At 71.9% G+C, this 19,105-nt stretch carries 17 protein-coding genes and 1 tRNA gene; 5 read left to right on the top strand and 13 right to left on the bottom strand.

Going from position 1 to position 19,105, the window contains the following annotated elements:
- Positions 1-2: 2 nt before the first annotated feature.
- From I8N67_RS38295 to ehuB, 5 genes are all read right to left on the bottom strand, one after another.
- A complete protein-coding gene (locus I8N67_RS38295; RefSeq protein ID WP_200308909.1) occupies positions 3-761 on the bottom strand; it encodes an IclR family transcriptional regulator in 759 nt (252 codons plus the stop codon).
- Positions 762-975: 214 nt separating this feature from the next.
- Entirely contained in the window at positions 976-1,788 is an 813-nt protein-coding gene (gene ehuA / locus I8N67_RS38290) for an ectoine/hydroxyectoine ABC transporter ATP-binding protein EhuA (RefSeq protein WP_372443897.1), read from the bottom strand.
- A 10-nt stretch (positions 1,789-1,798) separates the two neighbouring features.
- Positions 1,799-2,449: an ectoine/hydroxyectoine ABC transporter permease subunit EhuD gene (gene ehuD, locus I8N67_RS38285; RefSeq protein WP_200308908.1), complete on the bottom strand. Its 651-nt coding sequence runs from the start codon at positions 2,447-2,449 to the stop codon at positions 1,799-1,801.
- Positions 2,449-3,162: an ectoine/hydroxyectoine ABC transporter permease subunit EhuC gene (ehuC, locus tag I8N67_RS38280; RefSeq protein ID WP_200308907.1), complete on the bottom strand. Its 714-nt coding sequence runs from the start codon at positions 3,160-3,162 to the stop codon at positions 2,449-2,451. Before ehuC ends, ehuD begins: the two co-directional genes overlap by 1 nt.
- Entirely contained in the window at positions 3,159-4,091 is a 933-nt protein-coding gene (gene ehuB / locus I8N67_RS38275; RefSeq protein ID WP_200308906.1) for an ectoine/hydroxyectoine ABC transporter substrate-binding protein EhuB, read from the bottom strand. Before ehuB ends, ehuC begins: the two co-directional genes overlap by 4 nt.
- A 121-nt stretch (positions 4,092-4,212) precedes the next feature.
- On the opposite strand from ehuB, the gene I8N67_RS38270 reads away from it, so the two are divergent.
- Positions 4,213-4,707, top strand: a complete 495-nt coding sequence (locus I8N67_RS38270; RefSeq protein WP_200308905.1) for a DUF3830 family protein — start codon at positions 4,213-4,215, stop codon at positions 4,705-4,707.
- Between the two features lie 158 nt (positions 4,708-4,865).
- Here the strand turns inward: I8N67_RS38270 and I8N67_RS38265 are convergent, their stop codons facing one another.
- Positions 4,866-6,284 carry an amidase gene (locus tag I8N67_RS38265; RefSeq protein ID WP_234046952.1) on the bottom strand — a complete coding sequence of 473 codons (1,419 nt, stop codon included), beginning with the start codon at positions 6,282-6,284 and terminating at the stop codon, positions 4,866-4,868.
- Positions 6,285-6,342: 58 nt separating this feature from the next.
- A complete protein-coding gene (locus I8N67_RS38260) occupies positions 6,343-7,302 on the bottom strand; it encodes a D-2-hydroxyacid dehydrogenase (RefSeq protein ID WP_200308903.1) in 960 nt (319 codons plus the stop codon).
- Between the two features lie 164 nt (positions 7,303-7,466).
- Here I8N67_RS38260 and I8N67_RS38255 point away from each other — a divergent pair, with 164 nt between their 5' ends.
- From I8N67_RS38255 to I8N67_RS38245, 3 genes are all read left to right on the top strand, one after another.
- Positions 7,467-8,276, top strand: a complete 810-nt coding sequence (locus I8N67_RS38255) for a maleate cis-trans isomerase family protein (protein WP_200308902.1) — start codon at positions 7,467-7,469, stop codon at positions 8,274-8,276.
- Positions 8,273-9,004, top strand: coding sequence for a maleate cis-trans isomerase family protein (locus tag I8N67_RS38250; RefSeq protein ID WP_200308901.1), 732 nt, complete (start codon positions 8,273-8,275; stop codon positions 9,002-9,004). Before I8N67_RS38255 ends, I8N67_RS38250 begins: the two co-directional genes overlap by 4 nt.
- A gap of 267 nt (positions 9,005-9,271) precedes the next feature.
- Positions 9,272-10,378 carry an LLM class flavin-dependent oxidoreductase gene (locus tag I8N67_RS38245; RefSeq protein WP_200308900.1) on the top strand — a complete coding sequence of 369 codons (1,107 nt, stop codon included), beginning with the start codon at positions 9,272-9,274 and terminating at the stop codon, positions 10,376-10,378.
- A 31-nt stretch (positions 10,379-10,409) separates the two neighbouring features.
- On the opposite strand, the gene I8N67_RS38240 is transcribed toward I8N67_RS38245, so the two are convergent.
- Complete coding sequence (locus tag I8N67_RS38240; protein ID WP_234046951.1) at positions 10,410-12,128, bottom strand: putative bifunctional diguanylate cyclase/phosphodiesterase; 1,719 nt, start codon at positions 12,126-12,128, stop codon at positions 10,410-10,412.
- A 528-nt stretch (positions 12,129-12,656) separates the two neighbouring features.
- On the opposite strand from I8N67_RS38240, the gene I8N67_RS38235 reads away from it, so the two are divergent.
- Positions 12,657-13,952 carry a M6 family metalloprotease domain-containing protein gene (locus I8N67_RS38235; RefSeq protein ID WP_200308898.1) on the top strand — a complete coding sequence of 432 codons (1,296 nt, stop codon included), beginning with the start codon at positions 12,657-12,659 and terminating at the stop codon, positions 13,950-13,952.
- Between the two features lie 77 nt (positions 13,953-14,029).
- Here the strand turns inward: I8N67_RS38235 and I8N67_RS38230 are convergent.
- The 5 genes from I8N67_RS38230 to I8N67_RS38210 all read right to left on the bottom strand — a co-directional run bounded on the left by I8N67_RS38230 (position 14,030) and on the right by I8N67_RS38210 (position 19,003).
- Positions 14,030-14,103 (bottom strand) — tRNA-Lys (locus tag I8N67_RS38230).
- A complete protein-coding gene (locus tag I8N67_RS38225; protein WP_200308897.1) occupies positions 14,094-14,750 on the bottom strand; it encodes a bifunctional DNA primase/polymerase in 657 nt (218 codons plus the stop codon). Before I8N67_RS38225 ends, I8N67_RS38230 begins: the two co-directional genes overlap by 10 nt.
- Positions 14,751-15,517: 767 nt before the next feature.
- On the bottom strand, positions 15,518-15,880 hold the full coding sequence (locus tag I8N67_RS38220) for a DUF8844 domain-containing protein (protein WP_200308896.1): 363 nt from the start codon (positions 15,878-15,880) through the stop codon (positions 15,518-15,520).
- Between the two features lie 169 nt (positions 15,881-16,049).
- Complete coding sequence (locus tag I8N67_RS38215; RefSeq protein WP_200308895.1) at positions 16,050-17,393, bottom strand: AAA domain-containing protein; 1,344 nt, start codon at positions 17,391-17,393, stop codon at positions 16,050-16,052.
- Positions 17,390-19,003, bottom strand: a complete 1,614-nt coding sequence (locus tag I8N67_RS38210; protein WP_200308894.1) for a hypothetical protein — start codon at positions 19,001-19,003, stop codon at positions 17,390-17,392. Before I8N67_RS38210 ends, I8N67_RS38215 begins: the two co-directional genes overlap by 4 nt.
- Positions 19,004-19,105: the final 102 nt, after the last annotated feature.

The raw sequence follows: 19,105 nt of genomic DNA, 5'->3' as shown, positions 1-19,105 counted from the left end.
AGCTAGATCGCCAGCGAGAGCAGGACCGGCGCCGCTTCCCGGTTCAGTGTGTGGGCGGCCTGGCGGAGCCTGTGCGCGTGTTCGAGCGGGAGGGACAGGGCGAGGCAGCCGACGGCGGAGCCCGCGGTGAGGGAGACGGCCGCGCAGACCGTGCCCGGCGCGTACTCCTGGAGGTCGAGGACCGGAACCGTGGGCGACTGGGCGTCGAGCTTGCTCAGCAGCACCTTCTCGTTGGTGATCGTGCGGGCGGTGAGCCGGGCCGGACGGTGGCGCGAGAGGTGGTCGCGGCGGCCGTTGAGGTCGAGCTGGCCCAGCAGGCCCTTGCCGAACGCGGTGGCATGGGCGGAGGAACGGAAGTCGACCCACTCGTGGACCGCGGGTGTGGCCGGGCCGTCGGCCCAGCCGGTGACCTGGATCTCGCCGTCCAGATAGCGGGTGACATAGACGGCGGCGCCCACCGAGTCGCGCAGCCGGTCGAGGATGCGCTGAAGCTGCTCGCGCAGGGCCTGGTCATGGCCCTGCGCGGAGCCCAGCCGGGCGAGTGCGGCGCCGGTGACGTAGGCGCCGTCGGCGGTCTGTTCCACGTACCCCTCGCGGCGCAGCATCCGCAGGAGCGTGGTCAGCCGCTCACTGTCGACGCCGGTGTGACGGGCGATCTCGGCGTCGGTGACGCCACCTGCGTGCTGTGCCACCGTCTCCAGGACGCGGAGTGCGTCCTGGGCCGAGTGGTACGGCGCGGTCGGCTCGTGCCTGAGCGCCACGGTTTCCCCCTGCGCTTCTCGGGCCGTTTTTCGGACAGCTTGCCGTGTCCCACGATACGGCCCAAGGGCCCTGGTTGGAGGGGTTGTTCGCGAGAAAATCCGCGGACCTTCGGGCCCCTCAACAGCCGGATCAGCACTCTGGCATATGCCTGAGTCATGGCGCGGCGGTCGGGCCTCGGGTGTTCCCACGTGTTCGCCCGTTCACGCGGTGTAGTCAGAGGACCGCGCCGAGGAACTCGCGAGTGCGTTCGTGCGCGGGGTCGCCGAAAATCTTCTCGGGGCTGCCCGACTCGATGACCTGGCCAGAATCGAACATAAGAACCTGATCCGAGATGTCACGGGCGAAGTTCATCTCGTGAGTCACACAGAGCATCGTGATGTCGGTGGTGCGGGCGATGTCCCTGAGCAGGTCGAGCACGCCCGCGACCAGCTCGGGGTCGAGCGCGGACGTCACCTCGTCCAGGAGCAGCACCTGCGGGCGCATCGCCAGCGCCCGGGCGATGGCCACCCGCTGCTGCTGCCCGCCGGACAGCTGGGTCGGGTACGCGTCGCACTTGTCGGCCAGCCCGACGAGGTCGAGCAGCTCGCGGGCGCGCGCCTCGGCCTCGTCCTTGGAGAGCCCGAGGACGGTGACCGGCGCCTCGGTGATGTTCCGCAGCACCTTCATGTTGGGGAAGAGGTTGAACTGCTGGAACACCATCCCGATGTTCTTGCGCACCTCACGGCACTGCTTGTCGCTCGCCGGGAACAGCCGCTGCCCGCCGACGGTGATCGTGCCTTCGTCGGGCTTGACCAGGGTCATCAGCATCCGCAGGATCGTCGTCTTGCCGGAGCCGGACGGGCCTATCAGCGTGACGTGCTTGCCGGTGTCCACGGAGAAGTCGAGGCGGTCGAGGACCGTGTTGCTGCCGAATCGTTTGGTCACGTTCTCGAAGCGGATCAGCTCGGCGCGGTCCACGGGACGGCCGGCGGGGCCGCCGGAACTGCTGGTGGCCTCGGAACCGGTGTTGGCGTCGGGTTCTTTCATCAGCGGGGTGTCAGCGGACAAGACGTCGCTCCAGGGTTCGCAGAAGGAGGGAGGCCAGATAGGAGATGAGGATGAAGGCCACCCCGATGACGGTCAGGGGCTCGGTGAAACGGAACGTCTCCTGGGCGTACAGCCGCGCCTCGCCGAGCATCTCCGGGACCGTGATCACCATCAGGATCGGAGTGTCCTTGAGCATGGAGATCACGTAGTTGCCCAGCGCGGGCACCACCCGGCGGACCGCCTGCGGCAGGATCACCACCGCCCAGGTGCGCCCGACCGGCAGATTCAGCGCCGTCGCCGCCTCCCACTGGCCGACGGGCACCGCCTCGATGCCGGCTCGGTAGACCTGCATCGTGTACGTCGAGTAGTGCAGCCCGATCGCGAAGACGCCCGTGGTCAGCGCCGAGAAGGTCAGGCCCCACTCGGGCAGCACATAGAAGAGGAAGAACAGCTGGACCAGCAGAGGGGTGTTCCGGATGAACTCCGTGACGACCCCCACCGGCCAGCTCACCCACCGGGTCGGCGTCCGCACCAGCAGCGCCCACACCAGTCCGAGGACGAAGGAGACGACCGAGCCCAGGGCCAGGATCTGCAGGGTGACCAGCAGACCGTCCCGGAAGTGGGGCAGGAAGTCGACGACCGCGTTCCAGTCCCAGCTCATCACGCACCGCCTCCCGCGCCCGCGCCCTCAGGAACACGCACCGGCGCCACAGCCGCTTTCGCCGGAGCCCTTCCGAGCCCCGCCTTCAGCCGCCGCTCCAGCGCCCGCATGGCCCGGGTGAGCAGGAAGGCGATCACGAAGTAGATGACCAGCAGATACGTGTAGATCTCCACGCTCTCCTGCAGCGCCAGCCGCACCAGGCTGCCGCTGAACGCCAGGTCGCCCATGCCGATGACCGACACCAGGGCCGTGCCCTTGAGCAGTTCCACCACCAGGTTGGCGAAGGGCGGGATCATCTCCGGGACCGCCTGCGGCAGCAGGATCAGCCGCATCCGCTGCCACGGCGTGAAGCTCAGCGCGATCCCGCCCTCCCGCTGCGCCGGGTCCACCGAGTTCAGGGCGCCGCGCACGATCTCGGCGCCGTACGCCCCGTACGTCAGGCCGAGAGCGAGGACGCCCGCCCACAGCGGGACGAGCTGCCAGCCGAAGGCGAGCGGCAGCACGAAGTACACCCAGAAGATCATGATCAGCGCGGAGGTGCCGCGGAACACCTCGGTGTAGAGGCCCGCGACGAAGCGGACGATCCACCGCCGGTGGGTGCGCGCGACCCCCACGGCGAAGGAGACGACCGTGGCCACCAGCGCGCCGAGGAACAGCAGTTGGAGGGTGACCCAGACGCCACGCAGTACGAGTTCCCAGAGTCCCGGTGTCATCCGCTGCAGAGCTCCTTCGTCGTCAGCTCGGTCATCTCGACCTTGGTGAAGCCGAAGGGTCGCAGGACGCGCAGCAGTTCGCCGCTCTCCTTCATCTTCCGCAGCTCGACGTCGAAGGCGTCCCGCAGGTTCGTCTCGGCCGGCCGGAAGGCGAAGCCCGCGCCGTCCACCCGGGGTTCGCCGTCGACGCGCGCGGCGAACGCCTTGGTCGCCTCCGTCCTGCGGGACTTCTTCACCACCTCGCGGGTGGTCAGCGACGTCCCCGCGAACACGTCGACCCGCCCCGCCTCCACGGCGTTCATCCCCGCCACCTGGTCGGGCACGATGACGATGTCGCCCTCCGGATACCCCGCCTCGATCGCGTGCGCGATCTGCGCGTACCCCGACCCCGTGGCGAACCGGGCCTTGGCCCGTATGACGTCCGCGTAGTCGACCAGGCCCTTCGGGTTGCCCTTGCGCACCACGAACGCGTCCAGCATCTGGTGGTCCGGCTCGGAGAAGATGACCTGCGCGCAGCGCTCGGGGTTGATGTACATCCCGGCGGACACCACGTCGAACTGCTGGGAGTTCAGCCCCGGGATGAGCGAGCCGAACTCGGTCGGCACGGGCTGCACCCGCTCCACCCCCAGCCGCTTGAAGATGACCTTGGCCACTTCCGGCCCCTCACCGGTCAGCTCCCCGTCCGTGTCGATGTACCCGAACGGGATCTCACCCGCGATACCCAGCCGTACGATGCCCTGCGCCCGCAGCCGGTCCAGCAGTTCACCCCCCTCCGCACCGGAGGCGGAGGCCACCCGGCTGCACCCGGCGGCGCCCAGCGCGCCAGCCGTGGCGAGCGCGGAGGCACCGGCGAGCAGCGCCCGTCGGCTGGGGTCGCGTGTCTTCCCGGTTCTCCCGGTCTTGCGGGGTGTCCCTGTTGCTGGAGCCATGGGCGCGCGGCTACCCGACCCGATGCGATGTATTCACGCCACCTCGGCGCTCTTCACGACCCCCGCACACTTTCGGCCGTACTCGCGAGGCGCCCTTGACCCCGGCGGCACCATGGAAGACATGGCCGACCGTTACATCGAGATCTCCCTGCCCAAGCGCCAGGCAGTGTGCACGGCGAAACTCCTCGACGACCGCGCCCCCCTCACCTGCGCCGCGGTCTGGGAAGCCCTGCCACTCTCCGGCGACGTCTACCACGCCAAGTACGCCCGCAACGAGATCTACGCCCTCTTCCCACCCTTCGCCGACCGCGAGCCACCCCTGGAGAACCCCACCGTCACCCCCATCCCCGGCGACCTCTGCTACTTCTCCTTCGCCGGCACGGAACTCGCCACCAACGCCTACGGCTACGACCGCGAGGTCCACCCCGGCACCACCCTCGTCGACCTCGCCCTCTTCTACGAACGCAACAACCTGCTGCTGAACGGCGACGTCGGCTGGGTCCCGGGGATCGTCTGGGGCCAGGTGGTCGAGGGCCTGGACGAGATGGCGGAGGCCTGCAACGACCTCTGGCGCACGGGGGCACTGGGGGAGACCCTTCAATTCCGCGCCCCGTAAGGGGCGCGGGGAACTGCGCGACAAGCCCCCACGGACCCGCAGCCGAAAAACGGGGGACTGGGGGGTAGAAGGGGCGCAGCCCCTGGATGGGGGCACCTCCCGCTCGAGCGAAGCCGAGAGTGAGTGAGGGAGGGACGGGTAGGGGCGGCGGGGGCGAATCAAACCCGGAACGCCCCGCCGGCAGGCGCCGGCACCGCAACCCCCGCCTCGTACAACGCATGCCCCACCCGCAACACCAGATCATCCCGATGCCGAGCCCCCACCACCTGAAGCCCCACCGGCAGCCCACCCTCATCCACCCCCACAGGCACACTCGCCGCAGGCTGCTGCGTCAGATTGAACGGATAGGTGAACGGCGTCCACCCCGTCCACCGCCGATACCCCACCCCCCGAGGCACCTCCACCCCCGCCTCGAACGCGGTGACCGGCAACGTGGGCGTCACAAGAAGGTCGTACCGCTCATGAAAGACCCCCATCCGCCGCCCGAGATCCATCCGCACATCCACCGCGGCCAGATAGTCCAGCGCGGACAGCCCCGCCCCGGCCTCCCGGACCTCCCGCAACCCAGGATCCAGCAGCTCCAGCCGACGCGGCCCGAGCCGCTGCGTCACCCGCGCCGCCCCGCTGAACCACAACGTGTGGAACGCCTCGACGGGATCGGTGAAGTCGGGGTCGGCCTCGGTGACGTACGCCCCCAGCCCGGCCAGCGCCTCCACGGCCCGCCGCACCGCGTGGGCGACGGCCGGCTGCACGGCGACCTGCCCGCCCAGGGACGCCGAGTACGCGATCCGCAGCCCGCGCACGCCCTCGGAGAGCGCGTCCACGAAGGACCCGGGCGGCGGCCCGAGCGCCGACCAGTCCCGCGCGTCGGGTCCGCCGATCACGTCCAGCATCAGCGCGGCGTCCGCCGCGTCCCGGGTCAGCGGCCCCACATGGGCCAGCGTGCCGAAGGCGCTCGCGGGATACAGCGCCACCCGCCCGTACGTCGGCTTCAGCCCGAACACCCCGCAGAAGGCGGCCGGGATACGCACGCTGCCACCCCCGTCGGTGCCCAGCGCCAGCGGCCCCGCCCCGAGCGCGACGGCCGCCGCCGCGCCCCCGCTGGAACCCCCGGCCGTACGCGAGAGGTCGTACGGATTGCGCGTCACCCCGCTCAGCGGTGAATCGGTGACGCCCTTCCAGCCGAACTCGGGCGTGGTGGTCTTGCCCAGGAAGACGGCGCCCTGCTCCCGCAGCCGGGCCACGGAAGGCGCGTCCTCCTCCCAACTCCCCTCCACAGAAATGGTCCTGGAGCCCTTCAGGGTCGGCCCGCCCCGCATCAGCAGGATGTCCTTCACCGTGACGGGCACCCCGTCCACCGCCCCGGCCGGCTCCCCGCGCCGCCAGCGCCCCTCCGACTCCCGGGCCTGAGCGAGCGCCGACTCGGCGTCGATGCGCACGAAGGCGTTCACGACCGGCTGCACCCGCTCGGCCCGCTCCAGAGCCGCCCGCGTCACCTCCACCGGACTGAACTCGCCCCCGCGATACCCCTCGACGAGCCGCACGGCGGACAGCCCCGTCAGCCCCTGTGGTCCCATGAGATCCGTAAGGCTCGTAAGGTCCGTCAGCTCCGACATCCGGCCCCTCCTGGGGAGTTCAGTGCCCGGGCACGTACCCGCGCTGCTTGTCGACCACGTTGGGCAGCGGCTTTCCCGCCTCCCACAGCCCGAACAACTCCACGAACTGCGCGCCGAGTTCGTCCCGCCACCCGACCGTGTCGCCGCTCATGTGGGGCGAGATGATCAGCCCCGGCACCTCCCACAACGGGTCGTCCGGGCCCAGCGGTTCGCGCTCGAAGACATCCAGCGCCGCTCCCGCGATCCACCGCTTCCGCACCGCCTCGACCAGCGCGTCCTCCACCACGAGCTGCCCCCGCCCCACATTGACGAACCGCGCCGACGGCTGCATGACCCCGAAACGCCGGGCGTCGAACATGCCGTACGTGGCCTCCGTCAGCGGCGCGGCCGCGATCACCCAGTCGGCGCGGGCCAGCAGCCGGTCGAGCTCCTCGGGACCGTGCACGCCGGCGCGCGCCGCCCGGCCGACCAGGGCCGTGTGGACGCCGAGGGTCTTCAGGCAGCGCGCGATCGCCCGCCCGATCGGCCCGGACCCCACCACGCACGCCCGGCCGCCCGCCACCCGCAGCGTCTCCCGGTGCCGCCACTCCCGCCGCCCCTGCGACTCCCAGGTACGCGGCAGATCCTTGGCCATGCTCAGGACGAGCGCGGCGACATACTCCGCGATCGGCTGTTCGAACACGCCGCGCGCGTTGGTCACCACCGTGCCGTCGGCGGCGGCGAGTTCCGGGCCCAGCAGATGGTCCACACCCGTGCTGGCCGTGTGCACCCAGCGCGGCCGGGGCCCCTCGCCCGGCCAGGCGTCCCGCACCGCGCGGGAGGTGAAGTCCCACACCAGCAACACATCGGCGTACGGCAGCCGCTCGGCGAGCGTCGAGGCGTCGGCGTACTCGACGCTTGCCCGTCCGGTCAGCCGCCCGAGCCGGGGACGAGGCTCGATATCGAGGACGAGGAGGTTCGGGCGCGGCGTCGAGGTCATAGGCGTAAGAAACCAATCACAAACGGAAGCGGTTCTACCGGCCCCACTGGATGCGTGTGACATGCACTGATTGACCACGCTCGCACCCGAATCTACCTTCGTCAACACGGACTTGCGCACGGTCTGTCGTCCGCACATCTCTCTCCGTGAGGCCGGTGGCTGTCATGAACGTCTCCTTCCTCGGTGGCCCACAGCCGCAGCGCGGCGTCGGCGTCATCGCCCCGTTCGATTTCGCCCTCGACCGCGAGCTGTGGCGCTGGGTCCCGGACGACGTCTCCCTGCATCTCACCCGGACCCCGTACGTCCCGGTCGAGGTGAGCCTCGACCTGGCCCGGCTGGTCTCCGAGCACGAGACGCTCCACGACGCCGTACGCGCCCTGAACGAGGTCGCGCCCGAGGTCGTGGCCTACGCCTGCACCAGCGGCAGCTTCGTCGGCGGGGTCGCGGGGGAGCGGGCGATGGGCGAGGCGATGACCCGCGCGGGCGCCGCGCGAGCCGTCACCACCTCGGGCGCGCTGCTCGACGCCCTGACCGAGCTGACCGTACGCCGGGTCGCGCTGGTCACCCCGTACACGGTCTCGGTGACCCAGGTCCTGGAGGAGTACCTCGCGGAGGCGGGCATCCAGGTCACCGGGCGCTCCTCGCTCGGCCTGGTCCGGCACATCTGGAAGGTCCCGTACCGCGATGTGGTCGCCATGGCCCGCCGCGCGGTCCGTACGGCGGCGCCGGACGCCCTCTTCATCTCCTGCACCAACCTGCCCACCTACGACGTCATCCCCCAGCTGGAAGCGGAACTGCGGATGCCCGTTCTCTCGGCCAACCAGGTGACGATGTGGGCGGCGCTGCGTCACCTGGGTACCCGGGCGGTGGGTCCGTACCAGGCTCTGATCGACGAATCCGCCATGGAGACGTTCGGCCAGGGGCCTGTACCGCCGCCGCCCGTACTACCGGAAGAACAGGAAGGTTGGGCATGACCGCACTCGGTTTCCTCTACCCGGGCCACTCCGCCGAGGACGACTATCCGCGTATCGAGCAACTCCTGGGCAGCGACATCCGGGTCGACCTCGTGCACACCGACATCGGCGAGGACGCCCACCGCGTGGACGCCCTGCGCGAGATGGGCGCCCCCGAACGCCTGGCCGCCGGCTGCGAGGCGCTGCGCCTGTCCGGCGCCGAGGCCGTCGTCTGGGCCTGCACCAGCGGCAGTTTCGTCCACGGCTACGAAGGCGCACAGGAGCAGATCCGCAACCTCGCCCGCGCCGCCGGCCTGCCCGCCTCCTCCACCTCCTTCGCCTTCGCCCACGCGGCCCGGGAGATCGGCGCCCGCCGGGTCGCCGTGGCGGCCACCTACCCCGACGACGTGGCCCGGCTCTTCGTCGACTTCCTCGCGGCGGCCGGCGTGGAGGTCGTCTCCGTACGCGGCGCCGGCATCATCACGGCCGCCGAGGTCGGCACCTGGACCCTCGACGACACCCTCACCCTCGCCCGATCCGCCGACCACCCCGAAGCCCAAGCCCTCCTCCTCCCCGACACCGCCCTCCACACCGCCTCCCACATCCCCACCCTGGAAAAAGAACTCGCCAAGCCCGTCCTCACCGCCAACCAGGTCACAGTCTGGGAAGCCCTGAGGCTGGCCGACCGAAGGGTCAACGCCCCCCGACTGGGCGCCCTGTTCACCAGGGAACCAATCGTCCAGGCATAACCACGGCCCACCCCCGCGCCCTTCGTCTTTGCCTTTCAGGGGCGCGGGGAACTGCGCGACAAGCCCCCACCGGGCGGGCAGCCGAAAACGGGGGGCAGAAGGGGCGCAGCCCCTGGATGGGGGCACCTCCCGCTCGAGCGAAGCCGAGAGTGGGGGAGGGACGGGTAGGGGCGGCGGGGGCGGGAATAACCGGAGCCACCCTCCTGTTACGTCCGGACGCACCCCGACGCCGGACCACAACCACCGCAAGCCCCCAGGAGGAACCCCGTGACCACAGCCGAGATACGAGGCGGAGCCAAGGGCACCGCCCCGGTCCCCCTCTCCGTCCTCGACCTGGTCACCGTAGGCGCCGGCCGCACAGCCACAGACGCCCTCCGCACCAGCGTCACCCTCGCCCGCCAGACCGAACGCCGCGCCTTCCACCGCTACTGGGTGGCGGAACACCACTCGATGCCGGGCGTCGCCTCGTCCTCCCCCGCCGTGATCCTCGCCCACCTGGCCGCCCACACCACCCGCATCCGCCTCGGATCGGGCGGCGTGATGCTCCCCAACCACGCCCCCCTGGTCATCGCGGAGCAGTTCGGCACGCTCGAAGCGATGGCCCCGGGCCGCGTCGACCTGGGCCTCGGCCGAGCCCCCGGCACGGACGGCGCCACAGCCGCCGCCCTCCGCCGCTCGACCCGCCTCCATGAAGGCGCCGACGACTTCCCCGAGCAACTGGCGGAGCTGACCCGCTTCCTGGACGACGACTTCCCCGACGGCCACCCCTACCGCCGTATCCACGCGGTCCCGGGCCCCATCCAGAGCACCTCACCCGGCGGCGTCCAGTCCCCGCACCGCCCGCCGGTCTGGCTCCTCGGCTCCTCCGGCTTCAGCGCCCGCCTGGCCGGCGAACTCGGTCTCCCCTTCGCCTTCGCGCACCACTTCTCCGCGCGGAACACGATCCCGGCCCTCGACCTGTACCGAGAGTCGTTCCGCCCCTCCTCGGCCCTCGACGCCCCGTACGCGCTGATCGGCGTCTCGGCGCTCGCCGCGGACGAGGAGAAGGAGGCCCGCCGCCAGGTCAGGGCCGCCGCGCTGAACATGATCCGCCTGCGCACCGGCCGCCCCGGTCTCGTCCCGACCCCGGAAGAGGCGGAGGCGTACGAATTCAGCGTGGCCGAAGAGGACTTCATCACCTCCTGGAACGCCGACGTCGTGCACGGCACCGTCGACGAGGTCCGCACCCGCCTCGACGACCTCCACAAGCGCACCGGCGCCGACGAGCTGATGCTCACCAGCCACGCCCACAGCCCCGACCTGCGCCTTCGCTCATACGAACTGATCGCGGACGCCTACGACCTCCCGCACATCGAAAGCACTCCTCAGGTCTGAGGCCGGGCCCCGGTGCGGGCCGGGGCCGGGCTCAGGCCTGAGGACAGGCCGCAGCCCCCAGCAGCTCCGCGATCCGCTCCGGCGACACCGCGCGGGAGTACAGCCACCCCTGCCCGGTGTCGCAGCCGAGCCGGCGCAGCCGGGAGGCCTGCGCGTCGGTCTCCACGCCCTCGGCGGTGACGGTCAGCCCGAGCCGGTGGGCGAGCTGGACGAGGGCCTCGACGATGATCTCGTCGGCGGGGTTGGGCTGACCGTCGTCCCCGGCCCCGCTCTCCTGCGGGCGCTCGTACTGGAAGCCCCGGACGAACGCCCCGTCCAGCTTCAGCACCGACACCGGCAGCCGGCTGAGGTACGCCAGGTTGGAGTACCCCGTGCCGAAGTCGTCGATGGCGATGCGTACGCCCATGTCGCTGAGGGCCTTGAGGGCCTGGAGGGGGCGGCCGGCGGAGCCCATGAGCGCGGACTCGGTCAGTTCGAGCTGGAGCAGATGCGGGGCGAGGCCGGTCTCCGAGAGGATCTCGGCGACGTCGGCGACGAGGTCGGAGTCCCAGACCTGGCGGACGGCGACGTTCACGCTGACGAAGATCGGCGCCCGGTCGGGATGGTCGATCTGCCACTGCCGGGCCTGGCGGCAGGCGGTGGCGAGAATGTGTCGTCCGAGCTGGACGATCGAACCGTCCTCCTCGGCCAGTGCGATGAACCGATTCGGCGCCAATACGCCGAACTGCGGATGATGCCAGCGCACCAGCGCCTCGACCCCGCGCACCTCGCCGTCCGCCATGCCCACGAGCGGCTGGTACTCGAGGACGAACTCGCCCCTCCCGATGGCCGCCCGCAGGCTGGAGGAGAGGGCCTGGCGGGTCATCCGGTGGGCGTTGCGCTCCGGGTCGAACAGCGTCCAGCGGGCCTTGCCGTCGGCTTTCGCCCAGTACAGCGTGGTGTCGGCGGCCTGCATCAGCCCCGTCGCCGTGGTGCTCGCGGACTGCCGTTCGACGACGCCGATGGAGGCGGAGACGGACAGCCGCTGACCGGCCAGGTCGAAGGGGATCTGCAGGGCCTTGAGGACGGAATCGGCGAGGTCGGCGAGCTGTTCCGTGCCGGTCGAGTCCTCCACCAGGAGCGCGAACTCGTCGCCGCCCAGTCTGGCCACGAGCGGCGCCCCGGACGCCGGGCCCGTCGTCCGGTGGTGGCCCGCCTCGTCGGCGCACCGGGTGAGCCGTTCGGCGACGGCCGCGAGCAGCCGGTCGCCGATGCGGTGGCCGAGGGTGTCGTTGACGGCCTTGAACCCGTCCAGGTCCAGGTAGACGAGGCCGATGCGGCCGGTGCCGGCCTCGTCGTACGCGTCGCGTTCCAGGGCGGTGGCGAGCTGTTCGAAGAAGAGGGCGCGGTTGGGGAGCCGGGTCACCGGGTCGTGCATCTGCAGGTGACGGAGCCGGTCCTGGAGTTGACGGTGGGCGCTGATGTCGGCGACCGAGAGCAGCACCGCCCGCTCCTCATCGGGCAGGGGTGCCACGGACACCTGTACCCACAAGGAGGTCCCGTCGGGCTGTTTCAGTCGGCGCGTACAGCGCAGCCGGGCGTGCCGGCCGCGCAGTACCTCGCGGTACGCGTGCCAGGTGCGGGTGTCCGTGGCCAGATCCACCAGCTCGGCGGCGACCCGGCCCACCAGCGTCCGCGCGCCCTTTCCGAGCAGTGTCGTCATCGCCTCGTTGGCGGTGACGACCAGCCCGTCCCGGTCGACGACGGCCATGGCGAGCGGCGCGGCGGAGAAGGCCGCAGGGACCGTGGGACTCTCACCCGCCAACTGAACTGACGCATTGACGTGACGTTCTGTAATCGCCGGCCGGACGAGGTCTGCCGCGGGCGCCGGCCCTTGGGACGTTCCGCTCACCGTTCGCTCCCGCAGTGCACTCGTTTTCGTACGGTCTCATTCGTGTCGTCGGAGCGGCCGAACGAAGTACGTAAGGGCGCTCAAGTCGTGTCCGTGCAGGAAAGTGTGCCGATCATAGAGGCTGGCCCCAAGGCCTTCTAGCCACTCTCCAGTCTCTCTGAACAACGACCTGTTCTGACAGATCGTTTCTGCCACGAGCTGAACAGCTTCCCCGCTTCGTCGATCGCTTGTGACGTTCCGTGAGTGTCCGGGGTGTCGTTCGCTGGGGGCCGCCCGACTCCCTCTCATCCTTCCGGTCACCCTTCTGGTGCAGACAAACAGGGCAAAGTGTGACGAACTCCGAAAATCTGGAGGCGGTGTCCCCAAGATCCGCATCCGGAGGTCTCTGTGCAGCGTCCGCTCCTCTGGAAGGAACTCCTCGGTGACCGGGCGCCCAGTCTGCGCAGTACAGCGGCCATGCTCACCTCCCTCACCGCGCTCGCGGCGACCTCTCTGATCGCCGCCCCGTCGGTCGCCGTACCCCTCTCGGAGTCGTGCGCGCTGCGGCGGACCCAGGCGCATCACTCGGAGGGCCTGGACAGCTGGAACGCCGCGTATCCGCGCCCCACCCGCGACCTCGACGCCGTACTGGTGTTCTTGTCTTTCCCCGACGCGGCCCCGCTCACCACTCCGGCCGAGCTGACCGCCGATCACTTTCCGGCCACCAGCGAGTTCTTCGCCCGCGCCTCGTACGGCAAATTCGCCCTCCGTCCGCATCCGCGCCGGCAGTGGCTGGAGATGCCGCGGCCCTCGACGGCGTACGCCATACGCCGTGACTGGAACGCGGAGCACCGGGCCGCCTACCTCAAGGACGCACTCGCGACGGCCGACCGGCATGTCGACTTCTCCCGCTACGACGTCGTGTACTTCGTCGCGGATCCGCACGCGCCCGGCGTCGACTCGGACGCGACGAAGGTGGTGAATCTCGAGACCCCGCTGGAGGTCGACGGCACGGGCCTGCACCGGGTCGTCACCGTGTTCGAGCGGCACCCGCCGGACCGCCTCGTCCTCGCCCACGAGACCGGCCATGTCTTCGACCTGCCCGACCTCTACCACCGCCCCGCCGACGGAAAGGGCGACTGGGACACCCATGTCGGCGACTGGGACCTCATGGGCAGCCAGTTCGCCCTCGCCCCGGATCTCTTCGCCTGGCACAAGTGGAAGCTGGGATGGCTGGAACCGAGACAGGTGGCGTGCGTACGCGGCACCGGGAGCACCCGGCTGACGCTGGAGGCGGTGGGAGCGGGGCCGGTGGCGGGGGACGAGGCCGGGAGCGCGGCGGCGGGGGCGCAGGCATTCGGCGCCGGCCGGGGCATGAAGCTGGCGGTCGTCCGCACCGGCCCCGACAGCGCCCTCGGCATCGAGGCGCGGGGCGCGGTCGGCAACGACGGCTCCGTCTGCACCCAGGGCGTCCTCGTCTACCGCATCCGCAGCGGCGCCGAGTCCGGCGGCGGTCCCATCGAGGTCTTCGACGCCCACCCCCGCACCGAGTCCTGCGGGGAGGAGTCCGTCTACCCGCCGCTCGCGGACGCCCCGGTGGCCGTGGGGGAGAGCTTCACGGTGCCGGGGGAGGCGGTGCGGGTGGCCGTGGAGGGGCGCACGGCGTCGGGGGCGTGGACGGTGCGGATCACGACGGGACGGTAGCCCTCCGGGGTGCTGGAGGATCCGGATCCGGTGACGAAAGAAACCCCCCGCTTCCGCGAGGGGCTTCTTTCGTGTCGTGCGCCGCCAGGGACTCGAACCCCGGACCCGCTGATTAAGAGTCAGCTGCTCTAACCAACTGAGCTAGCGGCGCCTGCTGACGTCGTAGACCTTAGCATCCTGATCGGCGGGAGGAAAAATCGATACCCGCACGGTCGCGGAGGTATGCGCGCGGGCCGCCCGCACGGCCGCCCAGAGCAGAACCTCGGGCCCCGGAAGCCACGGCCGCCGGGTGTCGGGCGCGACGAGCCAACGTGATCCGGGCCGGCTGGAGCCACTGTTCTCGGCGGTGTCACCGAGGTCACCGCTGTCATCGGTGCCGTTCATGGCCGGGACGGTGACGGTGTCACCGGCGCCGTGACAGAGGAGGGGCGGGACGGCGCCGGTCCGGCCGGGCGAGCCCCACTCCTCCCACTCCAGGAGCGTGGGCAGCCGGTGGGCGGCGCCGGGCGAGGCGAACAGCAGCATCCGCCCGCGGTACACGGCCACCGGTCCGGAGCCGGGCCCCTCGTCCCATAACCGGTCGAGCATCCGCCGCCCGAAGAGCGCCGGCACGCTGACGACGTCGAACGCCGTCCCGCACGGCAACACCACCGGCGCGGCCGACCGCTCCTCCCACAACGCCAACGCACTCCGCGGATACGTTCCTGCCGAGGCCAGCCAAGCCGCCCCCTCCGCCGTGACCCCCGCGACATCGCCCCGGTCATGCGGATACCGCCCCGAACCAACTCCACCGCTCATGCACCTAGATCTACCGCCCGTAACCATCCGACCCCTCATGGTTGCCGGAAACGGGTACGGGAGGTGGGCAAGTGGGGTATCTTGCCCAATCGGCATATGCCAGACGGTGTTTCGCGGCGAGGGGGCGGAGCCGCGTGCTGCTGTTCCGGTTGCTTCAGCCGTCTCAGCCGTCTCGGCCGCGGGTGGCCGTGCCGCCGGAGCGCCGGCCCACCCAAGCGGCGGTGCCGCCGACTGCCGAGCTGACCAAGCCGGCCCGGCCACCCCCACCGCGGGCAATCGTGCCGCTGGGGCGGCACGGGTGGGCGCGGCGGCACCCGGCAAGCGCCGGTGAGCGAAACCCGCCCCGGCTGCGCCACAGCGGCGGCGCCCCGCCAGGGCCGGTGCGCGAAGCCCGCCATGGTCCGGCCGCACCGACGGCACGCAGCGACCGCCGGTGCGTGAAGCCCCGCCCGGCGCAGCCGCAGACGCGGCGCCCCGCCAGGGCCGGTGCGCGAAACCTGCCCCGGTTCGGCGCACCGACGGCACGCAGCGACCGCTGGTGCGTGAAGCCCCGCCCGGCGCAGCCGCAGACGCGGCGCCCCGCCAGGGCCGGTGCGCGAAGCCCGCCATGGTCCGGCCGCACCGACGGCACGCAGCGACCGCCGGTGCGTGAAGCCCCGCCCGGCGCAGCCGCAGACGCGGCACCTTACGAGCGCCGGTAGGCGAAATCCGCCCCGCGAAGCCCAGCAGACGCTCACGCACAACCCAGTTCGCGGAGCCCCCACCGGTCAGATGGACTCCGGTCCACTCACGTCACGCCCCAGCATCAGGTCCCGTCCGAACTCGACCATCTTCTTCGCGTAGTCCTCGGTCCACTCGGCCCGCTCCGCGATGTCCGCCGAGGTGAGCCGGTCGAAGCGTCGGGGATCGGCGAGCTGGGCCGCCGCGATGGCCTGGAACTCCACGGCGCGGTCCGCCGCAGCCCGGAACGCCTGGGCCAGCTCCGTGGCCCGGGAGAGCAGCGCCCGTGGATCGTCGATCGACTCCAGATCGAAGAAGTGCTCGGGATCGCCGGCCGCCTCCGCCGGCTCGAAGAGCAGGGGCGCGGGGCGTAGCCGCGATTCGTTCCGGCGCGGCGTGGGCTCCGCCATGTCTTCTCCTCCTCGTACGACGGTTCTGTGGCCGGTCCCCGGGGACGTCCCCGGGAGGAGGGCCACCGTCCATTGTCGCGTGACCGCGCAAGTGGGCATCGAGCCCGCTCCCGGCCCCCTACGCCGGTACCCGCACAACCACGCCCCCCCAAGGCGCCACGGCGCAGCCCTACCCCCTCCACACCACCCGATGCTCCGCCAGCTCCGCCAGCACCGCGTGGTTCGCCTCCCAGCCGTCCGGGAACTTCGCGGTCGCCCCCAGCTGCACCGGTTCCGTCGAGGGATGGTCGTCGAGGAGGTCGGTCACCCCGGCCCGGCACACCACGATGCACGCGTGCCGGTGCCGGGAGGCGAGGACGCACAGGCGCCCGGTCTCCAGATGGAAGGCCGTCGCGTCCGGCCGCCCGGACAGCGGATGCAGGACGACCGTGACGTCGTACTCCCGCCCCTGGAGCCGGTTCGCCGTGTCCACGACCACGTCCGCCACCCCCAGCTCCGCCAGCGCGGAGCGCACCGCGGCGGCCTGGTCGCGGTGGGCGGTACCGACGGCGATCCGGTCGGCGGTCAGCGGCACGGGTTCCTCGGACTGCTCGGAGGTCGCCGCACCGCCCCGGTCGAGGAGCCGCCGTACGACCCGCGCGACGGCCCGTACCGCCTCGGGGTCGGTGCGGGGCGTGTGCCGGGCCGGCAGCTCCAGCAGTCCCCACCCCGACTCGGCCGCCTCGTCGATGACGCGGTCGGGACCGGTGCCGTCCGACGGCACCGCGAACCCGAGCCGCCGGTCCCCGTGCCCCGTACCGCTGCGAAAGGGGGTGAAGGGATAGAACGCGTCGGAGACCAGGGGCGCCGCCGACGCCGGGAGCCGCCACGACACGGGCAGCCGGTGCTGCGGCAGCTCGGGGTTGTGGGCCAGCAGCGTCGTCACCGCCGAGGCCGACGGGTCGTACGACAGCCCGGCCCACTGCTCGCTGCCCACGATCGCGAACGGGTCCAGCTGCCCGGGGTCACCCACGAACAGCGCCCGCTCGAACAGCCCCGCCACGGCCAGCAGCGCGTCCGACCGCATCTGGTACGCCTCGTCGACGATCGCGTGGCGCCACGGCTCGACCCCCTTGACGTGCGCCCACTTCGCGGCCGTGGAGATCACGACGTCGAGCCCCGCCAGATCGCCCGCCTTCGTCGACTTCCGTACGTTCGACAGGCCGTCCAGCGCCTTGTCGTACGGGTCGCTGTCGCTGCTGTGCAGCCGGCCGACCGGGAGGTCGGGGTCCTTCTCCGTGAGCCGGATCACCAGGTCGTCGACCTGCGCGTTCGTCTGCGCGATGACCATCAACGGGCGCCCGGCGGAGGCCAGTTCGAGTGCGGCGCGGACGACGAGCGTGGACTTCCCGGCGCCGGGCGGCGAGTCGACGACGACGCCGCGGGCCTCGCCGCGCAGCGTGTCCCGCAGGATCGCGTCGGTGGCGCGGCCTGCGGCCGCCCCCGGGTCGAGTACGGCCTCGGCGCCGGTCACAGGACATCCTCCTCGGTCACCGGGTCCGGCAGCGGTACGGCGTCGGGCTCACCCGGCGGCCCGCCGTGCGTCCACGGTGTGTCCTCGGGGTCCGGCAGCTTCGCCCCGCCCCGCTGGTCGTGCTCGAAGAGGGTGAAGCAGAGCAGATCCCCCTTCTCGGGCACGGAGCCCGCCTCCGGCTCCTTCCCCCGCCCCATCTTGTCCATGATCCGCAGCACCACGAGGACACCGCCGTCCCCGTCCGGGCCCTCGCCCTCGTACCCCACGAACTCCGCCGCCTGCGGCTTCCCGCCCAGCGAGCGGTACACCTTCGCCCGCTCCCCGAGATGCGGCCGGTCCCGCGTCCGTACGGTGACCAGGGGCCGCGGGCTGGGCCGCTTGCCCTCGCTGTAGGCCATGACGACGTCCGCGACCTCCCCGGCGAACGCCTCCCCGGCCAGCCGCCGCCCGGCCATGACGAGCGGGTCGTCGAGGGCTTCCTGGGCGTCGAGGCGGGCCTGTTCCCGCTCTCGCGCGGCCAGCTTGTTCGCGGCGGTGACCGCGTCGTCGAGGCGGGGCTGCGGGGGCTCCCCGGCGACGATCCGGTCCCGGTGGCCGGTGAACGACCAGCGGTCGCGGGTCCACCGGTCGGCCGCGCGGGCGCCCTCCGGCAGGGCGCGCAGCAGGTCGAGACCGTGCCAGACCGCGTCCCAGGTGGGCCGGGTGCGGCTCTCGACGAGGGCGCGGATCTCCCGCTCGGCCGCGGTCAGCGCGCCCAGGCGGTCGTCGGCCTCCAGGCCGTCCTCGGCGGCGGCCAGGGAGAGCCGCGCCCGGTCGTACCGCTCGATGGCCGGGGCCAGCAGCTTGTTGTCGAACGCCGGGTCGGTCGCGGGCCCGGCGGGCGGGCACAGCAACTGGCCGTCGGCGTCCCGCGCCAGCTCGGCCCGCCGCGCCGCCGCCTCGCCCGGTTCCCCCTCCGGGGGGTCGATCCAGGCGAGCAGCGACCCCAGATGCTGGTCCTCCACCCCGGACTGCCCGGTCGCCCAGTGCCGCGACAGCAGATCGGTGAGCGCCAGCAGCAGCGCGGAGCCCGGCACCCGGGCCCGCTCCCCGAAGTGCGTCAGCCACCGCCCGAGCAACGGCACGCGCGGCGGCGCCGGATGGGGCGCCTCCGGGTCCTGCTCGGCGGTGCGCCGGAACCGCATGGAGCGCCCGAGAAGCCGTACCAGGTCGATGCCCGTCCGGCTGGGCAGGATCAACTGCGGGGCGTCCGCGCACAGTTCGACCTCGACCTTGACGCGTTTGCCGGTCTCGGGGTCGGTCTCATTGCGCTCGGCCGTCTCCACGACGTCGGCGTACCCGTCCAGGTACGGCAGGACGATGTCCGCCAGCTCGGCCAGGAACGCGAACCGCAGGTCACGGTCGCGGGGCTGCGGCACGACCAGCAGCCGGGGCGCGTCCCGGTCGGTGCCGACGAGCGCCCCGAGCGGAGCCCCCGCCTCACCGGCGGTGATGAGCGGCACGAGGACGAGAGGGTGGTCCGAGAGATGCCGGTGGCGGACGGTGGCGGCGGGCTGGGCGCGGCCCGTACTGACGGCTTCGAACCGGGCGAGAGTGGCGATCAGCGACACGGAACCCCCTCCGGAACCGGAACCCCCTCCGGAACCGGAACCCCCTCCGGAACCGGAACCCCCTCCGGGACCGGAGCCCCGTCCGGGACCGGAGCCCCGTCC

Source organism: Streptomyces adelaidensis, assembly GCF_016598475.1.
Lineage (GTDB): Bacteria > Actinomycetota > Actinomycetes > Streptomycetales > Streptomycetaceae > Streptomyces > Streptomyces adelaidensis.
This window is presented reverse-complemented; position numbering and strand designations above follow the sequence as displayed.

Bases quoted from the DNA above. Each gene is read 5' to 3' on its own strand.
- ehuA (WP_372443897.1), bottom strand. From the start codon at position 1,788: ATGAAAGAACCCGACGCCAACACCGGTTCCGAGGCCACCAGCAGTTCC.
- ehuC (WP_200308907.1), bottom strand. From the start codon at position 3,162: ATGACACCGGGACTCTGGGAACTCGTACTGCGTGGCGTCTGGGTCACC.
- I8N67_RS38255 (WP_200308902.1), top strand. From the start codon at position 7,467: ATGAACGTCTCCTTCCTCGGTGGCCCACAGCCGCAGCGCGGCGTCGGC.
- I8N67_RS38265 (WP_234046952.1), bottom strand. From the start codon at position 6,284: ATGGGACCACAGGGGCTGACGGGGCTGTCCGCCGTGCGGCTCGTCGAG.
- ehuD (WP_200308908.1), bottom strand. From the start codon at position 2,449: ATGAGCTGGGACTGGAACGCGGTCGTCGACTTCCTGCCCCACTTCCGG.
- I8N67_RS38240 (WP_234046951.1), bottom strand. From the start codon at position 12,128: ATGGCCGTCGTCGACCGGGACGGGCTGGTCGTCACCGCCAACGAGGCG.
- I8N67_RS38220 (WP_200308896.1), bottom strand. From the start codon at position 15,880: ATGGCGGAGCCCACGCCGCGCCGGAACGAATCGCGGCTACGCCCCGCG.
- I8N67_RS38225 (WP_200308897.1), bottom strand. From the start codon at position 14,750: ATGAGCGGTGGAGTTGGTTCGGGGCGGTATCCGCATGACCGGGGCGAT.
- I8N67_RS38250 (WP_200308901.1), top strand. From the start codon at position 8,273: ATGACCGCACTCGGTTTCCTCTACCCGGGCCACTCCGCCGAGGACGAC.
- ehuB (WP_200308906.1), bottom strand. From the start codon at position 4,091: ATGGCTCCAGCAACAGGGACACCCCGCAAGACCGGGAGAACCGGGAAG.
- I8N67_RS38260 (WP_200308903.1), bottom strand. From the start codon at position 7,302: ATGACCTCGACGCCGCGCCCGAACCTCCTCGTCCTCGATATCGAGCCT.
- I8N67_RS38270 (WP_200308905.1), top strand. From the start codon at position 4,213: ATGGCCGACCGTTACATCGAGATCTCCCTGCCCAAGCGCCAGGCAGTG.